Source organism: Burkholderia sp. AU15512 (assembly GCF_002223325.1).
Lineage (GTDB): Bacteria > Pseudomonadota > Gammaproteobacteria > Burkholderiales > Burkholderiaceae > Burkholderia.
Genome location: NZ_NKEX01000003.1, coordinates 864,968 through 883,730, shown reverse-complemented (window position 1 = coordinate 883,730; position 18,763 = coordinate 864,968). Strand labels below are relative to the sequence as shown.

Sequence of the window (18,763 nt, the reverse complement as noted above, 5' to 3'; positions counted from 1 at the left end):
TTGACTGGCAGTGCGCACGCCCGCTTCGCGTCGCGAGGCGGACCGTCAAGCACCCGGCCAGCTTAGGACCGCGCCGACCATAGGTCTATTAGCTATTGATCGCCAAACAGATAGCCCGATGACTATGAATTCGGGACGCCCGCTGCCGCGCCCGGCGACGCGGAATCGACGATGAACTGCACGAGTTCGGCCTGGAACGCCGAGAAGCGCTTGTCGTCGCGATGCACGAGATAGATCGGCACCTTCATCGACAGCTCCGGGCGATCGAGCACGACCAGTTCGCCGCGCTCGATCTCCGCACGCACCGCCGACGCGAACATGAAGCTCACGCCGAGGTTCGCGCGCACCACGTGTTTCATCGCCTCCGGATGCCCGAGTTCCATCACGACCTTGCGCTGTTCGAGGCCGCGCTCGCGCAGCCGCGCCTCTTCGAGCTCGCGGCGCGGCTGGTTGCGCGGCGTGCTCACGAACGGTACGCGGCGCAGGTCGAGATCGCCGGCCGGCTGCGCGGCCCACGGGCTCGACGCGCCGCACACGAGCAGCAGTTCGTCCTCCCACACGGGAATGGTCGCCAACCCTTCGAGATCCTGATTGGCCGCGATCAGGATGACCGCGAAATCGCAACCGCCGACACGGGTCGCATCGACGGCCGCCTGCGGCGTCAGGATCTGCACGGTCACGAGCCCGTCGGACTGCCGCCGGTGGAACTCGGCGAACAGCGGCGGCAACGCGTACGAGCCGATCGACATCGACGTCGCCACCACCGCGGTGCCCATTTCGCCCTGCTCGAGACCGGCGAGTTCGCGCTCGACCTCGCGAGTGCGCGTGATCACCTCGGTCGCCCAGCGATAGATGCGCTCGCCGGCTTCCGTGAGTGCGATGTTGCGGCCGGCGCGCTTCACGAGCGCGTAGCCGAGCCGCTTCTCCATGCTGCGCACGTGCGCGGTCACGACCGGCTGCGCGATGCACAGGCGGTCGGCCGCGCGCGTGACGCTGCCGAGCTCGACCACCGTGCAGAACACCTCGAGCTTCTGAAAAGTGAGATACGAATCGAATCCGCGCACAGTCCCCTCGCCCATAGCCATCCGGGTATCGGATAGCACCGTAATACGTATTGGAAGATATGTTTCAGGTTACGCACAATCGAATGAACCCACAACCGAGAGGCCTGCGTTCAGGCCCACCTGGAGACATCATGGTTCGTTCGACGTCTGTTCCGGCCGGTCGCCGCGCCCCGCGTTCGCGGGTCGCGCCGGCCTGCCCTGCCGCCCGGCACCGCGAGGTGCGTCGATGAAAACCGATACGTACGACTACGTGATCGTCGGCGCCGGCTCGGCCGGTTGCGCACTCGCCTACCGGCTCGGCGAGGACGCGAACGTCCGCATCCTCGTGATCGAGGCCGGCGAGCAGGATCGCTCGCCGTACATCAAGGTGCCGCTGACGTGGGGCCAGATCCTGAAGAACCGGCTGTTCGACTGGGGCTATTTCACCGAGCCGGAAGCCGGCATGGACGGCCGCCGGATCGAATGCGCGCGCGGCAAGGTAGTAGGCGGCTCGTCGTCGATCAACGGCATGGCCTACGCACGCGGCGCGCGGGAAGACTACGAAGGCTGGGCCGACGAATTCGGCCTGACCGACTGGTCCTACGACGCGGTGCTGCCGTACTTCAAGCGCTCCGAATCGTGGGAGCGCGGCGAATCGGCGCTGCGCGGCGGCCGCGGTCCGCTCACCGTGATCCGGCTCGACTATCGCGACCCGTTGGTGGGTGGCTTCCTCGACGCGACACGTGCCTGCGGCTATCCCGAGAACGACGACTACAACGGCGCATCCGTCGAAGGCTTCGGGCCGATGCAGGCCACGATCCGCAACGGCCTGCGCTGCAGCGCCGCGGTCGCCTACCTGCGCCCGGCGCTCGCGCGCGGCAACGTCACGCTGGTGACGGGTGCCCTCGCGAAGCGCATCGTGCTCGATACCGACCGGGGCGCGCCGCGCGCCATCGCGATCGAGTATCGCCGGGGCGAATCCGACTACCGCGCCGATGCGCGCCGCGAAGTCATCCTCTGCGGCGGCGTGATCAATTCGCCGCAACTGCTGATGCTCTCCGGCATCGGCGCGGCCGACAGCCTGCGCGCGCACGGCATCGCGTCGACAGTCGAATTGCCCGGCGTGGGCACGAACCTTCACGATCACATCGTGTTCGACCTGCGCTGGAGCCGCAAGGAACCCGGCCCGCTGCACCGGATGATGCGTGCCGATCGCATCGCGTTCGACGTCGTGCGCACGTTTGCCGGCGGCAACGGCTTCTCGAGCACGATCCCCGCCGCCGCGCTTGGCCTGGTCAGGAGCCAGCCTCACCTGCCGCTGCCGGACGTGCAGCTGATCCTCGCGGCCGGCGCGATGAACGCCGCTCCGTATTTCGAGCCGTTCAAGCATGCGTATGCCGATTCGTTCGCGATCAAGGGCATTTTCCTCACGCCCGAAAGTCGCGGCCGCGTGTCGCTGAAGTCGGCCGATCCGGCCGAGCATGCGCGGATCGAACAGAACTTCCTCGCCACCGAGAACGACCGCATCGCTGCGCGGGAGATGTTCCGGCGCATGCGGGAAATCGGCGCGCAGGCCGGACTGCGCCCGTTCATCGACGCAGAGATCGCACCGGGCCCGCAAGTCCAGAGCGATGCAGACGTCGACGCGTTCATTCGCCGCATCGCGATCACCCTTCATCACCCGGTCGGCACGTGCCGCATGGGCCGCGATAACGATCCGGCGGCCGTGGTGGATACGCAGATGCGCGTGCGCGGCGTGGCCGGCTTGCGGGTGGTCGACGGCTCCGCGATCCCGCGCATCATCCGCGGGCCGACCAACGCGCTGATCATGATGATGGCCGAACGCGCGGCGGATTTCATGACCGGGAAAGCCGTGCCGGTGCCGCAGGCGCAGGCACGCGCCACGGCACGGATATAGACAGTCGCGCGCGGGGCAGCGCACCACGCCCCGCTTCGATTCATTCCAATTCATTCAGGAGACACCGATGACCCATTCCTGCGGGCATGCGCATTGCCATGCGCACATCACGAATGCCGAACCGCATGCCTTCTCCCTCGCACTCGGCAACGTCGAAATCATCCGGCTGTACGACACGACGCTGCTCGGCGAAACCGCGCAGAGCTGGCTGCCGGACTTCGACCGCGCACGCGTGGCGGAACACGAGCACTGGCTCGCGCCGACGCACTACGATCCCGAAAGCGGCCGCATCCCGATGCCCGTGCACAGCTGGATCGTGCGGACCGGCCGGCATACGGTGCTGATCGACAGTTGTATCGGCAACCACAAGGAGCGGCCGGGGCTGCCGGAAATGCACCGGCTGTCGACGCGCTATCTCGACCGGATGCGCGCACTCGGCATCCAGCCCGAGGAAATCGACTACGTGATGTGCAGCCACCTTCACGCCGATCACGTCGGCTGGAACACGCAGCTCGTCAATGGTGTGTGGGTGCCGACCTTCCCGAACGCGCGCTACGTGATCTCGCAGGTCGAGCACGATCACCTGGTCCGCGCGATCCGGGGCGAAGGCCCCGCCGGCCCCGCGTGGTTCAGCCCGATGTACAACGACAGCGTGCTGCCCGTGATCGAGGCCGGCCAGGCCACGATGTTCGACGACACCTACGAGCTCGACGACACGTTCCTGATCCGCCACGCGCCGGGCCATTCTCCGGGTCACGTGCGCATCGAGCTGACGTCGCAGGGCTCGCGCGGCGTGTTCAGCGGCGACATGCTGCACTCGCCGATCCAGATCCCGTTCTGGCAATGGAGCAGCAAGGTCTGCGACGATCGCACGCTCGCCGCGAAGAGCCGCTTCGAGCTGCTCGCGCATTGCGTCGAGCACGGCGCACTGCTGCTGCCCGGTCATTTCGAGGCACCGCACGCGGGGCATATCGTCGATACGGCCGGCACGTTCGGCATCGAGTTCCTGCGCTGACGCACGCATGGCCGCCGCGGCGGCCATGCCGCGCGAACCGGTGGGCTCATCCGGCGAAGCCGCCGGATGCGAGAAAGCGCGCCTCGTCGCGCGTCGTCTCGCGGCCGAGCAGCGCGTTGCGATGCGGGAAGCGGCCGAAGCGCGCGACGATCTCCCGGTGCCCGATCGCATGCGACAGCCACGGCTGGCCGAGCCTGCCGTTCAGTTCGACGGAAATCCGCTGGTCGTCGAGGTCTTCGGAATGGGCGAACGGCAAACAGAAGAACAGGCGCAGCGGCCGTTCGACCTGCGCCATCTGATCGTGCTCGTACGCGTGCATCGCGAACTGCCGTGCGATCGCATCGGTCGCATACATGCGCGCGGTGCCGCGAAACGCATTGCGCGGAAACTGGTCGGTGAGCAACAGCAGCGCGAGCGTCCCGTATGGCGTCGACAACCAGCCGTCCAGCTCGCGCCTTGCAGCGGCCAGGTGCGTATCGAGAAAGCGCTCGCGAAAGCGGCGATCGAAATCGGGATGTTTTGCGAACCATTGCGCGGGCCCGGCATCGATCCAGAACATGATGACGGCCTGCGCCGGCGGCGCGGCAAACAATGGCATATCGATCTTCATGGCGAAGAGATGAACGACGGGTGAATGGAAGCGGCACGTCGACGACGGCCGTGCCCGCACACGGCCCGTCGTCCTCCTGCGATTCAGGTGCGTTGGAACAGCAGCGTGGCAGCCACCGCAACCACGGCCGGCACGCCGAATACGATCGCGAGGATCGGCAGCTCCTCGCGTACGCCGTAGCCGGCCCGATACACGCCAACCCACAGGTTGGCCAGCGAGACAACGAGCCAGACCGGCACGAACGCCTGGGCGGCAAACGCCAGCGATGCCGCGTGCGTGCCCCACAATTGTCCGAACAACAGGAACACGGCCAGCAACAGCACGCCGGCGACGATCGTCCAAAGTGTATGCATCGTGCCCCCGGTTACGCGAAGACGCCGAGCATCTTGCCGATGTCCTTTCCCGCATACGGCGGGAACACGTCGAGCACCGCGTCGGGATTGCCGATCAGCATCGCTTTGGTATTGCTCAACGCGTCGAAGCCGGCCTTGCCGTAGTACTTCCCCATCCCGCTGTTGCCGACGCCGCCGAACGGCAAACTGTCGATCCAGCAATGCAGGTTGGTCTGGTTCACGCATCCGCCGCCGAACGACAGGCTGTTGAGCACGCAGTCGATGCTCGCCTGCCGCTTGCTGAACACGTAGCACGCGAGCGGCTTCGGCTTGCGCTTCATGATGCCGACGATCTCGCGCAGGTCACGGTACGGCAGCACGGGCAGCACCGGGCCGAACACTTCCTGTTGCATCGCCGGATCGTCCCAGGTCGACGGGTACAGCACGGTCGGCTCGACATAGCGTGCCGCGATGTCGTGGCGGCCGCCGTGCACGACCTTGTCGGCGACGATGTAAGACGCGACGCGTTCGGCATCGTGTTCGCTGATCATTCGCGCGAAATCGGGGCTTTGTTGCGGATCGTCGCCGTACATCGCGGTGATCGACGCCTTGAGCTTCGCGATGAAGGCCTCGGCCACCGATTCATGCACGTACACATAGCCAGGCGCGATGCACCATTGTCCCGAGATCGCGTTGTGCCCCCACGCGACACGGTCGGCCGCGATGTCGAGATTCGCGGTTTCGTCGACGATGCACGGGTTCTGCCCGCCGAGTTCCAGCAAGACCGGTGTCAAATGCTCGGCGGCGGCGCGCATCACGACCTTGCCGACCGCCGAGCTGCCGGTGAAGAAGATGAAGTCGAACGGCAATTCCAGCAATGCGCCGATTTCCTGGCGACCGCCCGTGACGACGGCGACGTCCTCCGGTGAGAAGTACTGCGGCACGAGCCGGCTCAGCAGCGCGGCCGTCGCGGGCGTGGTGTTCGCCGGCTTCAGCACCACCGTATTGCCGGCTGCCAATGCCGCGATCGCCGGATCCAGCAGCAACAGAATCGGCGCGTTGAACGGGCCGATCACGAGCGTCACGCCGTACGGCTCCTTGTAGATCATGCCGGCGTTGCCGGCCGCCTCCAGCGCGGGCGGAATCGCCACTGTCTGCGGCGCCATCAGTTCGTGCAGATGCTCGCGGTAGTAGCGGATGACACCGGTCGGCACGGAGATTTCGAACAGTTGCTCGAACGGCGGCTTGCCGAAATCCTCGTACAGCGCCGCGCACAGTGCGTCCTGGTGATCGTGCAGCATCCGCTCCATCCGGTCGAGCTGCGCGATGCGCCATGCATGGGTTTTCGTGACGTCCGAGTCGAAGCGCGCACGTTGCGCGTCGAGCACGGACTGGTAGGGGTTCGACATGGTCGCGTTCTCCTTGGGGAAGCCGCCGGCCGGAGCGGCAACGGGCGGCATGCGGACGGCTCAGGCCTGCCCGATGTCGAGCCGGGTAATCCGGCCATCGGCGTCGACCCGGAACTTGAAGTACGTACGGAACGTGCCCCAGCGATCCGAATGAAACCGGCCGTGGATCTCGAGCCCGTCGTTGTCGACGCGATCGATCGTCGTGAAGCGCTCGGTCCCGATCGCGTCCCGGTTGAATGCGTGCAGGTCTCGTGGCCGGCCGTCGTCGTACAGCGTCGCATCGGGCGCGAACAGCGCGGCCCATGCCGCGCCATCGCCTTGCTGGAGCGCGTCGATCGCCCGCCGCACGACCGGATGGTGGAGTATGTCGGTGTTCACGATGCCGATCCTCGATGAAAGAAGGCCGCCCGTCGTCCTGCCCCGACCCGTGACGGGCAGGCAACGCGCGCCGGACGAAACTCGGGCAGCCGAGGTGTGTTACTTGGTCGTATAGCCACCGTTGATCAGGATCGTCTGGCCGGTGATCCACCAGCCGTCGCTGACCAGGTGACGAATGAACGGCACGACGTCCTCGATGTCGGTCAGCCCCGTCTTCGAATACTTCGACAGCGCGGCGGCCGTCTTGTGATACGCGACCGCGTCCGCCCCCTCCTCCGGGTAGAAGAACGGCGTGTCCATCGGTCCGGGCCCCACTGCCGTCACCGAAATGCCGCGCTCGCCGAACTCCTTCGCCGCCGCGCGCGTGTAGTGCTCGACGGGCGCCTTCGTACCCGCATACGCGGCGTAATAAGGCGTGAATGCGCCGAGCAGCGCCGTCACCAGCGAGACGATCTTGCCGTTGTCGTTCACGTGCCGCCCCGCTTCGCGCAGGAAAAAGAACGCCGACTTCGCGTTCACCGCGCTCATCTGGTCGTATTCCGCTTCGCTGATTTCGGTGAACGGCTTTTTCAGCACCTTGCCGACCGTGTTGATCGCGATGTCCGGGCGGCCGACCGCCGCAACCGCATCGGCGAACAGCTTCTCGACGGCCGCCGCGCTCGTCAGGTCCGCCTGGAATGCGACCGCCTCGGCGCCGGCCGCCTTGATCGCCGCGACCGTCGTCTCCGCGTCCGCCTTCGAGCTTGCGCTGTTGTAGTGAATCGCGACGGCCTTCGCGCCATGCGCGGCCAGATCGCGTGCGATCAGGCCACCCAGGTTCTTCGCGCCGCCGGCGATCAGTACGGTCTTGCCCTTGATTTCATGATTTGCCATTTCGCTCTCCTGATTCATTTGCTGTTCGATCCACGTCCGAGATGACGTTCCGGATCAGTGGCCCCGCGCCGGCTGCGGCCGGCCGCCCGGCACGTTACGCATTCGCTTTCGGCTGCAGCAGGTCGGACAGGCCGACGCGATGCAGCATCTCCGCACGCACGCGGTCGAGCACCGCGAAGCCGACAGCCGCGCCGTCCTGCGTCGGATCGATGTGCACGCGGAACGGACGCTTGCCGAACGGCATGCCCACGATGTCGACGATCGCACGTGCCACCTCGCTTGCGTCGGCGTCGGCCGGCACGATGTCCGCAAACGCCTTCAGCACCTGCTCGCCGAAGCCCGCATACGGCCCCGCATCGTATTCGGCCGCACGCGACGCGTCGGCTGGCGCGCCCGCATGCGCGAAATGGTTGGTGCCGCCGGTAAATGCGCCCGGCACGACGATCGACGTCTCGATGCCCCAGCGCGACAGCTCGCGCGCATACTGCACCGCGATCGCATCCATTGCGGCCTTCGCCGCGAAATACGGCGCCAGGTACGGCGGCGTGCCGCCCGCCGAGCTGCTGCTGGAGACCCAGAGCAGCAGGCCTCGGGCGCTTTTCCGCATATGCGGCAACACCGCGCGGTTCACGCGCTGCGTACTCAGCACGTTCACGTCGTACAGGTGCGCATACTGCTCCGGCGTAAACGCTTCGGCGGGACCGAACACCATGTGCCCCGCGTTGTGCACCAGCACGTCGATGCGGCCGGCCTCGGCGATCACGCTGGCGACGCCGGCGTCGACGGAATCCTGCGACTGCACGTCGATCTCGACGGTGCGCAGATCGATGCCCTGCGCTTTCGACTGCGCGGCCATCTGCGCGACGACCGGCGCATTGCGTCCGGCCGTATCGCGCATCGACGCGAACACGGTGTGGCCGGCCGCCGCCAGCGCTTCGGCCGTCAGGCGGCCGAAGCCGCTCGACGCACCGGTAATGAGAATGGTCTTGCCCATGACGACGCTCCTTGATTGACGACTGCGATCCTTCGATACGATCCGTGCGGACTCAAACCATCCCGCCGTTGCTGCGCAGCACCTGCCCGTTGATCCAGCCACCGTCCGGACCGACGAGGAACGCGACCGCGTTCGCGATATCGGCCGGTGTACCGAGACGCTCCAGCGGATTCATCTTCGACAGGCGCTCGATCAGCTCCGCCGACTTGCCGTTCAGGAACAGGTCGGTCGCGGTCGGCCCCGGCGCGACGGCGTTGACGGTGATCGAGCGACCGCGCAGCTCCTTGGACAGGATGCCCGTCATCGCTTCGACCGCTGCCTTGGTGGCCGTATAGACGCCGTACGTCTCGGGCCTCAGTCCGACCACGCTGCTCGACAGGTTGACGATGCGCCCGCCGTTGCGCAGCCGGCGCGCCGCCGCGCGCAGCGTGTTGAACGTCCCCTTCAGGTTGATGGCGATCTGCGTGTCGAACAGCGCGTCGTCGCTATCGACCAGTGGCGCCAGCTTCATGATCCCGGCGTTGTTCACCAGCACGTCGACGCCGCCGAACTTCGCTTCGGCCACATCGAACAGCCGCGCCACGGCAGCCGGATCGCTGACGTCCGCCTGGACCGCGACCGCCTGCCCGCCCTCGCCCGCGAGATCGCTCGCCAGCTCCTCGGCCTCGCTCGCCTTGCCTGCGTAATTGATGACGACGGCCAGCCCGTCGTCCACCAGGCGCCGCGCGATTGCCGCGCCGATACCTCGTGATGCGCCGGTCACGATCGCCACGCTTGTTCGATTGTTCATGTCTGCTTCTCCACGGTTTCGCGTCCAGCGCATCCGGACGCATGCCTGGCCCGCGCGATATCGATCGCGACGAGGGCCGATTCACGACGTTTCCTTCCTGTTACTTAGCACACCGATACTATTAATCCGGACCTTACCCGAACGAACCGGATACCCGCTCAGTCGCGCTGAGTCGATCGCGACACGGTTTCCCATGCGCGGATATCACGCTCGATCGATTCGGCTCGGCCGAGCATCGTTCCCACCGCATCGGCACCGAGCGCGAGATGGACCGGCGGCTTCTCCGCCTTGAGGATATCGACGATCGCCTGTGCGCCCTTTTCCGGCACATTGGGCTGCTTGCCTTGCAGTTGGCCGATGAATCCGCGGAACTGGCCGGCCGGCGTGTCCGCGTAGTCGTCGATCCGGTTCGACGTATACGCCAGCGAACGTCCGGCGAACTGGGTTTCGAAAATGCCGATCGTCAGCACCGTCACATGAATGCCGAGCGGTGCGAGCTCGCCGGCCAATGCCTCGCCGAGCACGCCGGTCGCGGCCTTGGCCGCGGCGTACACGCCCAGCCCCGGGTAGCCCGCGAACCCGGCGATCGACGAGAACTGCACGATGTGCCCCGAGCGCTGGCGGCGCATGGTGGGCAAGACCGCATGGATCAGGCGCAACCCGCCGAAAAAATTCACGTCGAAGATCTGCTGCGCATCGGCTTCGGTCGTCTCTTCGACCGCGCCGACCGTGCCGACGCCAGCATTGTTGGCGAGCACGTCGATCCGGCCGAACTGCTCGATCACACGCTGCACGCCCGCCGCTACCGTGTCGGGCTGCGTGATGTCCATCAGGACACCGAGCGCACGCCCGGGCGCAAGCCGTTCGAATTCGGCGACCTGCTCCGCGCCGCGTACGGTGCCCGCGACCCGCGCACCTTCTGCGAGCAGCCGTTGCGCCAGTTCGCGACCGAGACCGGACGAGACGCCAGTGATCAATACGACCTTGTCTGCCATCGATGCTGTGTTCATTCGAAAACTCCGGATCACTGAAAGTATTGGGATGGATCGAGTGTAGTCGAGCCGATGGCGCGAATGAACGTGGCGCGTCGAGATGCACTATCCACGATTGACTAACAATCGGTTCAACCATATTAGCGTTCCGACCGTGCCGGTTCTTTCAAGAATGCGTACCGGAAAAATGAAAATCCGGAAGCCGGCCGAGCGGACACATCGACGTTGCCGCGCGGTGTTTCATCAGACAACACGGGCCTTCCGTGTGCAGCCTCCCGTTTGACAATTCTTGACGCACGATGCGCCGGCAAGGTGCAATAGTGGGCACGCACGCCGGTTGCGTGCGTCCCGTCACGCCGCCGCCGGCATCGAGTCGCGCCGGCATCCGTTCGGAGTGGAAACCAGCATGAGCGACCCGCTTCACAGGACGCACCGGTTTCACAGCGACGACCCCGACGAAGTGTCCGATTTCATCGGCACGATCTATGCCGACAACCAGTTCACGGCGCAGCACGCGGTTCGTCGGAATGTCAGCATGACGGGACATGAATGGAACGGCATCGGCGTCTACGACGTCGACTACCTGATGCCTTTTCACTTCCGCTCGAACGATGCGCGTCCGAATTACCTGTTCCTGTCCTGCCGTCGTGGTCAGGCTCGTTACGAAAGCAACGGAGACGATGCGGCCTGCGCGACGGGTGACGTCATGCCGATTTCGTCGACTGGCCACTCGTTCTGCACGACGGGTGGCGACGGATTCGGCCATCTGTCGGTCATCATCGATGCGGACCGGGTCAACCGCTTTCTCGCACAATGGATTGGCCGGCCGGGGCTCGAGCCGGTCGAGTTCGGGCTGACACCGGTCTCGCCCGAGCTGCGGATGCAATGGAACGCCGCGGCCGGCTGCCTGCGCCGGATGATCAGGATGTCGCCCATTCCCGGCGTCGCCGTCGACGCGTTGCTCGAACACATGCTGAAGATCATGGTGGCCGGCCACGCGAACAACCACGGCGCGCTGTTCGACCGCGACCATTGCACGCCCGAACACCAGACGCGCATGGCAATCCACATGCTCGAGGACGCGCCGCTGCGGTGGAAAACGCTCGGCGCGATCGCGCACGTGCTCGGCTGCGCGACCGAGGCGCTGGAGCACGGCATCCGCCGCCTGACAGGCCGGTCATCGACCGAGCTGCGCTACGAAGCGCGCTTTCGCCACGTGAACCGCGCGCTCGCGCGAGGCGACGGGCCGGATTTCGATGCGACATTGCATGCGCATGGATTCTCGATCACGGCGCGCTTCATTCGGGAGTACTACCGTCGCTTCGGCGAACCGCCCGGCGCCACCTACCGGCGAAACCCGCACGCCGCCGATCAGCCGTTGACAGCCGACACCGCCAGCGCGCCGCTGTGCGCACAGACGATCAACCGGTTCATCGATGCGTCGCTGGAAAGCCGTATCGACACGGCCGACCTCTGCCGACTGGTTGGCATGAGCGAGCGTGCGACCATCGACGCATTCAGGATGCAGTTTTCCCGCACGCCGGCGCAATACATCATCGAGCGGCGGCTGGAACGCGCACGCCTGCTGCTCGAACATACGTCGGACAGCATCCTGTCGATCGCGCTGGACTGCGGATTCGGCACGCAAAGCTACCTGTCGACCGCGATCCGGCGGCACTTCGGCGTAACGCCGCGGGAATTGAGGATGCGGGCGGCATCCGCCGGCCGCAGCAGGACGGACGACGGTCAATACGATCCGGAGGACTAGGCGAAACCCGGAGCACCGGCATCGCAGCGTGCCGGATATCGAATGAACGTGTCTGCCGTCTACCTGTCGTAAATATCGCCGCGGATACGCGCGTTGCGCATCCGCGGCGCTTTTTCAGGAGGCTCGCCCGTCACACATGCACCGCGTGCCCAAGCGCACGCAGCGCGGCCTCCTGCAGCGCTTCGCCGAGCGTCGGGTGCGCATGGATCGTGCCGCCGATATCCTCCAGCCGCGCGCCCATCTCCAGCGACTGCGAGAACGCGGCAGCCAGCTCCGACACGCCGCGCCCGACCGCCTGCCAACCGACGATCAGGTGGTTGTCGCGCCGCGTGACGACACGCACGAAGCCGTCGGTCGCCTGCAGCGTCATCGCGCGCCCGTTCGCCGCGAACGGGAACGACGCGCTCACGCAGTCGACATCGGCCGCCCGCGCGTCGTCCGGCGACCAGCCGGCCGTGACGATCTCCGGATCGGTGAAGCACACGGCCGGGATCGATGCGGGCACGAACTTGCGGCGCTTGCCGGCGATCAGCTCGGCCACCATCTCGCCCTGCGCCATCGCGCGATGCGCGAGCATCGGCTCGCCGGCGACGTCGCCGATCGCCCAGACGTTGCGCATCGACGTCCGGCACTCGTCGTCGATCCACAGCGCGCGGCCGTTGCGATCGAGCGGCAGCGACTCGAGCCCGAAGCCGTCGACGCGCGGCCGGCGGCCCACCGCCACCAGCACGCGGTCGGCCTGCAGCGTCTGCTCCGCGCCATCGGCGGCCTGCACGCGCACCGCGCCGTGCTCCGCGAGCCCGAGCACCGTGTGGCCGAGCAACAGCCGCACGCCCAGCCGCGCGAGCGAATCGGCAACCGGCCGCGCGAGTTCGGCATCGTACGCGGGCAACACGCGCTCCGCCGCTTCGACGACGCTCACGTCGACGCCGAGCTTGCGATAGACGATCCCGAGCTCGAGCCCGATATACCCGGCCCCGACGACGACCAGCCGCTTCGGCAACGTCTCGGGCGACAGCGCCTCGGTGGACGACACGACATGCCCGCCGAACGGCATCGACGGCAGCGCGACCGGTTCGGAGCCGGTCGCGAGCAACAGGTGCTCGCAGCTGATGCGCGTCGTATGGCCGCCGCCGACGACGTCGACGGTCTTGCCGTCGACCACCTGCGCATCGCCGTGCAGCACGCGCACGCCGTTCTTCTTGAGCAGCGCGCCGACCCCGCGCGTCAGCCGGTCGACGATGCCGTCCTTCCAGGCGACGCTTTTCCCGATGTCGATCTCGGGCGTGCGCACGCGGATCCCGAGTGCGCCCTCGCCCGCGTGACCGCGGGCCTGTTCGAATGCATCGGCTACGTGGATCAGCGCCTTCGACGGAATGCAGCCGATGTTCAGGCACGTGCCGCCGAGCCGGTCGCGCTCGACGAGCACGGTCGGAATGCCGAGCTGGCCGGCGCGAATCGCGGCGACATAGCCGCCCGGGCCGCCGCCGATCACCAGCAGCGTGGTGTGTTCGTTCTTCATTGCGTGATCACTCCACGAACAGCAGTGCCGGGCGCTCGAGCACCGCGCGCACGGCCTGGATGAATTCGGCCGCATCCGCGCCGTCGACGACGCGATGGTCGAACGACGACGACAGGTTCATCATCTTGCGCGCGACGACCGCGCCGTCGCGAATCATCGGCCGCTCGACGATGCGGTTCACGCCGACGATGCCGACTTCAGGATGATTGATGACCGGCGTCGACACGATGCCGCCGAGCGCACCGAGGCTCGAGATCGTGATCGTCGAGCCGCTCAGCTCGTCGCGCTGCGCGCGGTTCGTGCGCACCGCATCGGCGAGCCGCGCGATCTCGGCGGAAATCGACCACACGTCGCGCGCTTCCGCATGACGCAGCACGGGCACCGTGAGGCCGCCGTCCGTCTGTGTCGCGACGCCCATGTGCACCGCGCCGTAGCGCGTGACGACACCCGCTTCGTCGTCGAAACGCGCGTTGATCTGCGGGAAGTCGCGCAACGCGATCACCATCGCGCGGATCAGCAGCGGCAGCGGCGTGAGCTTGCCGCGCGTGTCGCCGTGGCGGCGATTCAGTTCCGTGCGCAACGATTCGAGCTCGGTGACGTCGATCTCCTCGACGTAGCTAAAGTGCGGAATGCGGCGCTTCGCTTCCTGCATCTTGCGTGCGATCGCGCGCCGCAGGCCGATCACCGGCACGTCGGTTTCGTCGTTGCGTTCGGCGTAGCCCTGCGCGTGCGAACCGCGCGCCGCACCGCTGCCAGTGCCCGCATACGCATCGAGGTCCGCGTGCAGGATCCGCCCTGCTTCACCGGTGCCGCGCACATAGCGCAGCTCGATGCCCATGTCCCATGCGCGCTGGCGCACCGCCGGCGACGCGAGCGGCCGTTCGCCCGGCGCGAGCGCCGCGCGCGGCGGCTCCGCTTTCTCCGCGTGCTCGGCCTGCTTCGCACGACGCGGCTCCGCCGGTGCGTGCTTCGCGGCGGGCTTGGCGGACGATTCCGCCGGCGCCTCGGCTACCGCCTGCGACGGCGCCGAAGCGACCGGTGCGGTTGCTACCTTTGATTCCCGCACCGGTGCGCCGGCCTTCAGGTTGCCGTCGCCTTCGACCTCGAGGCGGATCAGCTCGCTGCCGACCGCCATCATCTCGCCGATCCGGCCGCCGAGCTCGATCACCTTGCCCGTCACCGGCGACGGAATCTCGACCGCCGCCTTGTCGGTCATCACATCGGCGAGCGGCTGGTCTTCCTTGATCGTCTGCCCGACTTCCACGTGCCAGGCCACCAGCTCGACCTCGGCAATCCCTTCGCCGATATCCGGCATCTTGATGACATGAATCCCCATCTCACGCCTCCATCACGCGTCGCAACGCTTCACCGACCCGGGCCGGGCCCGGAAAGTACGCCCACTCCTGCGCATGCGGATACGGCGTATCCCAGCCCGTCGTGCGCTCGACCGGCGCCTCCAGGTGGTAGAAGCAATGTTCCTGGACCAGCGACACCAGTTCCGCACCGTAGCCGCAGGTGCGCGTCGCCTCGTGCACGACGACGCAGCGGCCGGTCTTGCGCACCGACGCGACGATCGTGTCGAGATCGAGCGGCCACAGCGTGCGCAGGTCGATCACCTCCGCGTCGATGCCCGTCTCCTCGGCCGCGGCGAGCGACACGTGCACCGTCGTGCCGTAGGTCAGCACCGTCACGTCGTTGCCGGGGCGCACCACGGCGGCCGTATCGAGCGGCACCGTGTAGTAGCCTTCGGGCACCGCGCTGGCCGGATGCTTGAGCCACGACGTGACCGGCCGGTCGTGATGGCCGTCGAACGGCCCGTTGTACAGCCGTTTCGGCTCGAGGAAGATCACCGGATCGTCGTTCTCGATCGACGCGATCAGCAGCCCCTTCGCGTCGTACGGATTCGACGGCATCACCGTGCGCAGCCCGCACACCTGCGTGAACATCGCCTCCGGGCTCTGGCTGTGCGTCTGGCCGCCGTAGATGCCGCCGCCGCAGGGCATGCGGATCGTCATCGGCGCGATGAACTGGCCGGCCGAGCGATAGCGCAGCCGCGCGCCTTCCGACACGATCTGGTCGGACGCCGGATAGAAATAGTCGGCGAACTGGATCTCGCACACCGGGCGCAGCCCATACGCGCCCATCCCCACCGCCGCGCCGACGATCCCGCTTTCGGAGATCGGCGCGTCGAACACGCGCGACTTGCCGTATTTGTTCTGCAGTCCTTCGGTGCAGCGGAACACGCCGCCGAAATAACCGACGTCCTGCCCGAACACGACCACGTCGCTGTCGCGCCCGAGCATCACATCCATCGCCGAGCGCAGCGCCTGGATCATCGTCATCGGCTGCGTTGCCGTGCCTGTCTCTTGTTGCGCCATGATCACGCTCCCAGTTCCTGGCGCTGACGGCGCAGGTGCGCGGGCAGCTCCTTGTACACGTCGTCGAACATCGACGCCGGCGACGGAATCCGGTCGTCGGCCAGCGTGCCGAATTTCTCCGCTTCCTTCTGCGCGGCGATCACCTCGGCCTCGAGCTCGGCCGTCAACGCTTCGTGTGCGCTGTCGGACCAGATGCCCTTGACGATCAGGTGGCGCTTGAAGCGTTCGATCGGATCGCCGAGCGGGAAATGGGACCAGTCGTCGCTCGGCCGGTACTTGGTCGGGTCGTCGGACGTCGAGTGCGCGCCCGCACGGTAGGTCACCCACTCGATCAGCGTCGGGCCGAGATTGCGGCGCGCGCGTTCGGCCGCCCAGCTCGACGCCGCGTAGATCGCGAGGAAGTCGTTGCCGTCGACGCGCAGCGACGCGATCCCGCAGCCGACGCCGCGCCCGGCGAAGGTCGTGCCTTCGCCGCCCGCGATCGCCTGGAACGTCGAGATCGCCCACTGGTTGTTGACGACGTTCAGCACGACCGGCGCGCGGTACACGTGCGCGAACGTGAGCGCGGTATGGAAGTCGGATTCGGCCGTCGCGCCGTCGCCGATCCACGCGGACGCGATCTTCGTGTCGCCCTTGATCGCCGACGCCATCGCCCAGCCGACCGCCTGGATGAACTGCGTCGCGAGGTTGCCGGAGATCGAGAAGAAGCCCGCGTCGCGATCCGAGTACATCACGGGGAGCTGGCGGCCTTTCAGCGGGTCGCCTTCGTTCGACATCAGCTGGCAGATCATCCGTTCGAGCGGGACGTCGCGCGTGATCAGGATGCTCTGCTGCCGGTAGGTCGGGAAGCACATGTCGCCGTCGCGCAGCGCCATCGTGTGCGCGGTGCCGATCGCCTCTTCGCCGAGGCTCAACATGTAGAAGGAGATTTTCTTCTGACGCTGCGCGATCATCATGCGCGCGTCGAAAATGCGGGTCTTGAGCATCGCGCGCAGGCCGGCGATCAGCCGCGCATCGTCGAGATCCGGTGCCCACGGGCCGACGGCCTTGCCGCTGTCGTCGAGCACGCGCACGAGGCTGCGGGCGAGATCGGCGGTGTCCGCCGCGGCAACGTCGATCGGCGGGCGGCGAACGGCGCCGGCCGGCGATAGATGCAGATAGGAAAAGTCCGTCTTGCAGCCCGGGCGCCCGGTGGGCTCCGGCACATGCAGACGCAATGGCTCTGACAGGCTCATCGTGTCGTCTCCACGCTCGATTGTGTCTCACGCTGATTAGGAACGCGCGGCCGGTTGCCGGCCTGCGCGCGGGTTGGCGTGCGGATAGGCACGTCAACCTCGGAAATCTATGCCTTGCGGCGGCGGACGTCGATGCCCAAGCCGCTCGATTGCGGTGAGCAGATTTGCCATGTCGGACACCGGACGACCAGCGGGCGGGGCCGCCGTGGCGCGCGAACACGCGTGGCCGTGCCGCTTCGAACCGGGCCCGGACGGGAATTTGCCGGCGTCGCCGCGGCCGCATACCGAATGCGTCGGACGATATCGCCACCGTGCCGCCGACGCGGGAATCAGCCGATCCCGGGTGGGATGCCACACCCGCCCGATCGCGGCAGGCACGTACCCGCGAGCGACCACGACGACCCGCGGCTCACGTTCGGCTGCGCGCCGCAACAACCGCACGCGATCACGGCCACGATCGGCACGCAACCCTAACGATGACCGACATCCAGCATGTACCCTTCCCCGCGAATCGTGCGAATCAGGCGCGGCTCCTTGATGTCCTCGCGCAACTTCTGACGCAAGCGTGATATCTGCACGTCGATGCTGCGGTCGAACGTGTCGATCGACTTGCCGCGCGCGGTATCCATCAGGTATTCGCGGCTGAGGACTCGCCCCGGCGCGGCGAGGAACGCATTGAGCAGGCGAAATTCCGCGTTCGACAACGGAATGACCGTGTTGTCGGCCGCGATCAGGTGGCGTCCGATCTGGTGAAGCCGCCATCCGGCGAAGCGGCTTTCCTCCTGCGCCCGCGTCCGGCCCTGCGTTTGCGCACGCACGCGGCGCAGGATCGTCTGGATGCGCGCGACCAGTTCACGCGGCTCGAACGGCTTGACGATGTAGTCGTCGGCGCCCAGTTCCAGCCCGACGATCCGGTCGGTCATCTCGCCGCGCGCGGTCAGGATGATCAACGGAATCTCCGAGGTCGCACGAATCTCGCGGCAGAGATTGAGGCCGTCGTCGTCCGGCAGCATCAGGTCGAGCACCACGAGATCGAAGCCGCCCTCGCCGAGCGCGTGATGCATTTCCGCGCCGCTGCCGGCTTGCGCGGTCGTCATGCCGAAGTCTGCCAGGCAGTCGCACAACAGGCTGCGAATCTGCGAGTCGTCGTCGACGACGAGAATACGAATCGCTTTGTTCACGGCGTCTTGTCTCCGATGTTGCGGCGGTGAGATGTGCCTCACTCATTATTGCCCGCCAATATAAGGGCTTTTTGCACGAATTGTTGCAGCGTTGAAATAATTGCCCCGGCACCTTGCCCCACAAGGTCATCCGGAACGATCGGGATGCCTGACGAGCGTTCACGTCATGGATAACCCGCCCGGTATTTTCCCGAAGAGACGCCGCTGGCCATCGTCCGCCTTCGCCGCTCCGTCTGGTTTCCCGAGTCCCGCCGCGACAAGGCCCATCCGGAAAGACTTTGTGTCAGCGCCGATACAAAGCCGATATGAACCAGAAATGCCCGGG

Annotated in this window: 17 protein-coding genes; 3 read left to right on the top strand and 14 right to left on the bottom strand. The window is 66.7% G+C overall.

Annotation, left to right across the window (positions count from 1 at the left end; translation table 11 throughout):
- Positions 1-122: 122 nt before the first annotated feature.
- Complete coding sequence (locus CFB43_RS06780) at positions 123-1,079, bottom strand: LysR family transcriptional regulator (RefSeq protein WP_256989942.1); 957 nt, start codon at positions 1,077-1,079, stop codon at positions 123-125.
- Positions 1,080-1,290: 211 nt separating this feature from the next.
- Here CFB43_RS06780 and CFB43_RS06775 point away from each other — a divergent pair, with 211 nt between their 5' ends.
- Together CFB43_RS06775 and CFB43_RS06770 are read left to right on the top strand one after the other, a co-directional pair.
- On the top strand, positions 1,291-2,961 hold the full coding sequence (locus CFB43_RS06775; RefSeq protein WP_089494531.1) for a GMC family oxidoreductase: 1,671 nt from the start codon (positions 1,291-1,293) through the stop codon (positions 2,959-2,961).
- A gap of 67 nt (positions 2,962-3,028) precedes the next feature.
- Positions 3,029-3,976, top strand: a complete 948-nt coding sequence (locus CFB43_RS06770; RefSeq protein WP_089430852.1) for an MBL fold metallo-hydrolase — start codon at positions 3,029-3,031, stop codon at positions 3,974-3,976.
- Between the two features lie 46 nt (positions 3,977-4,022).
- Here CFB43_RS06770 and CFB43_RS06765 read toward each other — a convergent pair whose 3' ends face one another.
- From CFB43_RS06765 to CFB43_RS06730, 8 genes are all read right to left on the bottom strand, one after another.
- The gene (locus tag CFB43_RS06765; protein WP_089495266.1) at positions 4,023-4,586 is read right to left on the bottom strand and encodes a DUF924 family protein; all 564 of its coding nucleotides are present in this window, start codon (positions 4,584-4,586) and stop codon (positions 4,023-4,025) included.
- Between the two features lie 83 nt (positions 4,587-4,669).
- Positions 4,670-4,939 (bottom strand): hypothetical protein, encoded by a 270-nt coding sequence (locus CFB43_RS06760; protein ID WP_089494530.1) that lies wholly within the window; start codon positions 4,937-4,939, stop codon positions 4,670-4,672.
- Between the two features lie 11 nt (positions 4,940-4,950).
- Positions 4,951-6,327, bottom strand: a complete 1,377-nt coding sequence (locus CFB43_RS06755; RefSeq protein ID WP_089494529.1) for an aldehyde dehydrogenase family protein — start codon at positions 6,325-6,327, stop codon at positions 4,951-4,953.
- A 60-nt stretch (positions 6,328-6,387) separates the two neighbouring features.
- Positions 6,388-6,705, bottom strand: coding sequence for a nuclear transport factor 2 family protein (locus tag CFB43_RS06750; RefSeq protein ID WP_069353673.1), 318 nt, complete (start codon positions 6,703-6,705; stop codon positions 6,388-6,390).
- A gap of 99 nt (positions 6,706-6,804) precedes the next feature.
- Positions 6,805-7,578, bottom strand: coding sequence for an SDR family oxidoreductase (locus CFB43_RS06745; protein ID WP_069353701.1), 774 nt, complete (start codon positions 7,576-7,578; stop codon positions 6,805-6,807).
- Between the two features lie 94 nt (positions 7,579-7,672).
- Entirely contained in the window at positions 7,673-8,572 is a 900-nt protein-coding gene (locus CFB43_RS06740; protein WP_069353672.1) for an SDR family oxidoreductase, read from the bottom strand.
- 52 nt (positions 8,573-8,624) lie between these two features.
- Positions 8,625-9,362 carry an SDR family oxidoreductase gene (locus CFB43_RS06735; protein WP_069353671.1) on the bottom strand — a complete coding sequence of 246 codons (738 nt, stop codon included), beginning with the start codon at positions 9,360-9,362 and terminating at the stop codon, positions 8,625-8,627.
- Positions 9,363-9,520: 158 nt separating this feature from the next.
- Positions 9,521-10,372 carry an oxidoreductase gene (locus CFB43_RS06730; RefSeq protein WP_174975752.1) on the bottom strand — a complete coding sequence of 284 codons (852 nt, stop codon included), beginning with the start codon at positions 10,370-10,372 and terminating at the stop codon, positions 9,521-9,523.
- A gap of 388 nt (positions 10,373-10,760) precedes the next feature.
- Between CFB43_RS06730 and CFB43_RS06725 the strand changes: the two genes are divergently transcribed.
- Entirely contained in the window at positions 10,761-12,122 is a 1,362-nt protein-coding gene (locus CFB43_RS06725; protein WP_089494528.1) for an AraC family transcriptional regulator, read from the top strand.
- Positions 12,123-12,252: 130 nt separating this feature from the next.
- On the opposite strand, the gene lpdA is transcribed toward CFB43_RS06725, so the two are convergent.
- The 5 genes from lpdA to CFB43_RS06700 form a co-directional block, all read right to left on the bottom strand.
- Positions 12,253-13,644 carry a dihydrolipoyl dehydrogenase gene (gene lpdA / locus CFB43_RS06720; protein WP_089494527.1) on the bottom strand — a complete coding sequence of 464 codons (1,392 nt, stop codon included), beginning with the start codon at positions 13,642-13,644 and terminating at the stop codon, positions 12,253-12,255.
- Between the two features lie 7 nt (positions 13,645-13,651).
- Positions 13,652-14,980, bottom strand: coding sequence for a dihydrolipoamide acetyltransferase family protein (locus CFB43_RS06715; RefSeq protein ID WP_089494526.1), 1,329 nt, complete (start codon positions 14,978-14,980; stop codon positions 13,652-13,654).
- A 1-nt stretch (position 14,981) separates the two neighbouring features.
- A complete protein-coding gene (locus tag CFB43_RS06710; protein ID WP_043182180.1) occupies positions 14,982-16,022 on the bottom strand; it encodes an alpha-ketoacid dehydrogenase subunit beta in 1,041 nt (346 codons plus the stop codon).
- 2 nt (positions 16,023-16,024) lie between these two features.
- On the bottom strand, positions 16,025-17,257 hold the full coding sequence (locus CFB43_RS06705; RefSeq protein WP_089424947.1) for a 3-methyl-2-oxobutanoate dehydrogenase (2-methylpropanoyl-transferring) subunit alpha: 1,233 nt from the start codon (positions 17,255-17,257) through the stop codon (positions 16,025-16,027).
- A 470-nt stretch (positions 17,258-17,727) separates the two neighbouring features.
- On the bottom strand, positions 17,728-18,438 hold the full coding sequence (locus CFB43_RS06700; protein ID WP_197523792.1) for a response regulator: 711 nt from the start codon (positions 18,436-18,438) through the stop codon (positions 17,728-17,730).
- Positions 18,439-18,763 lie beyond the last annotated feature (325 nt).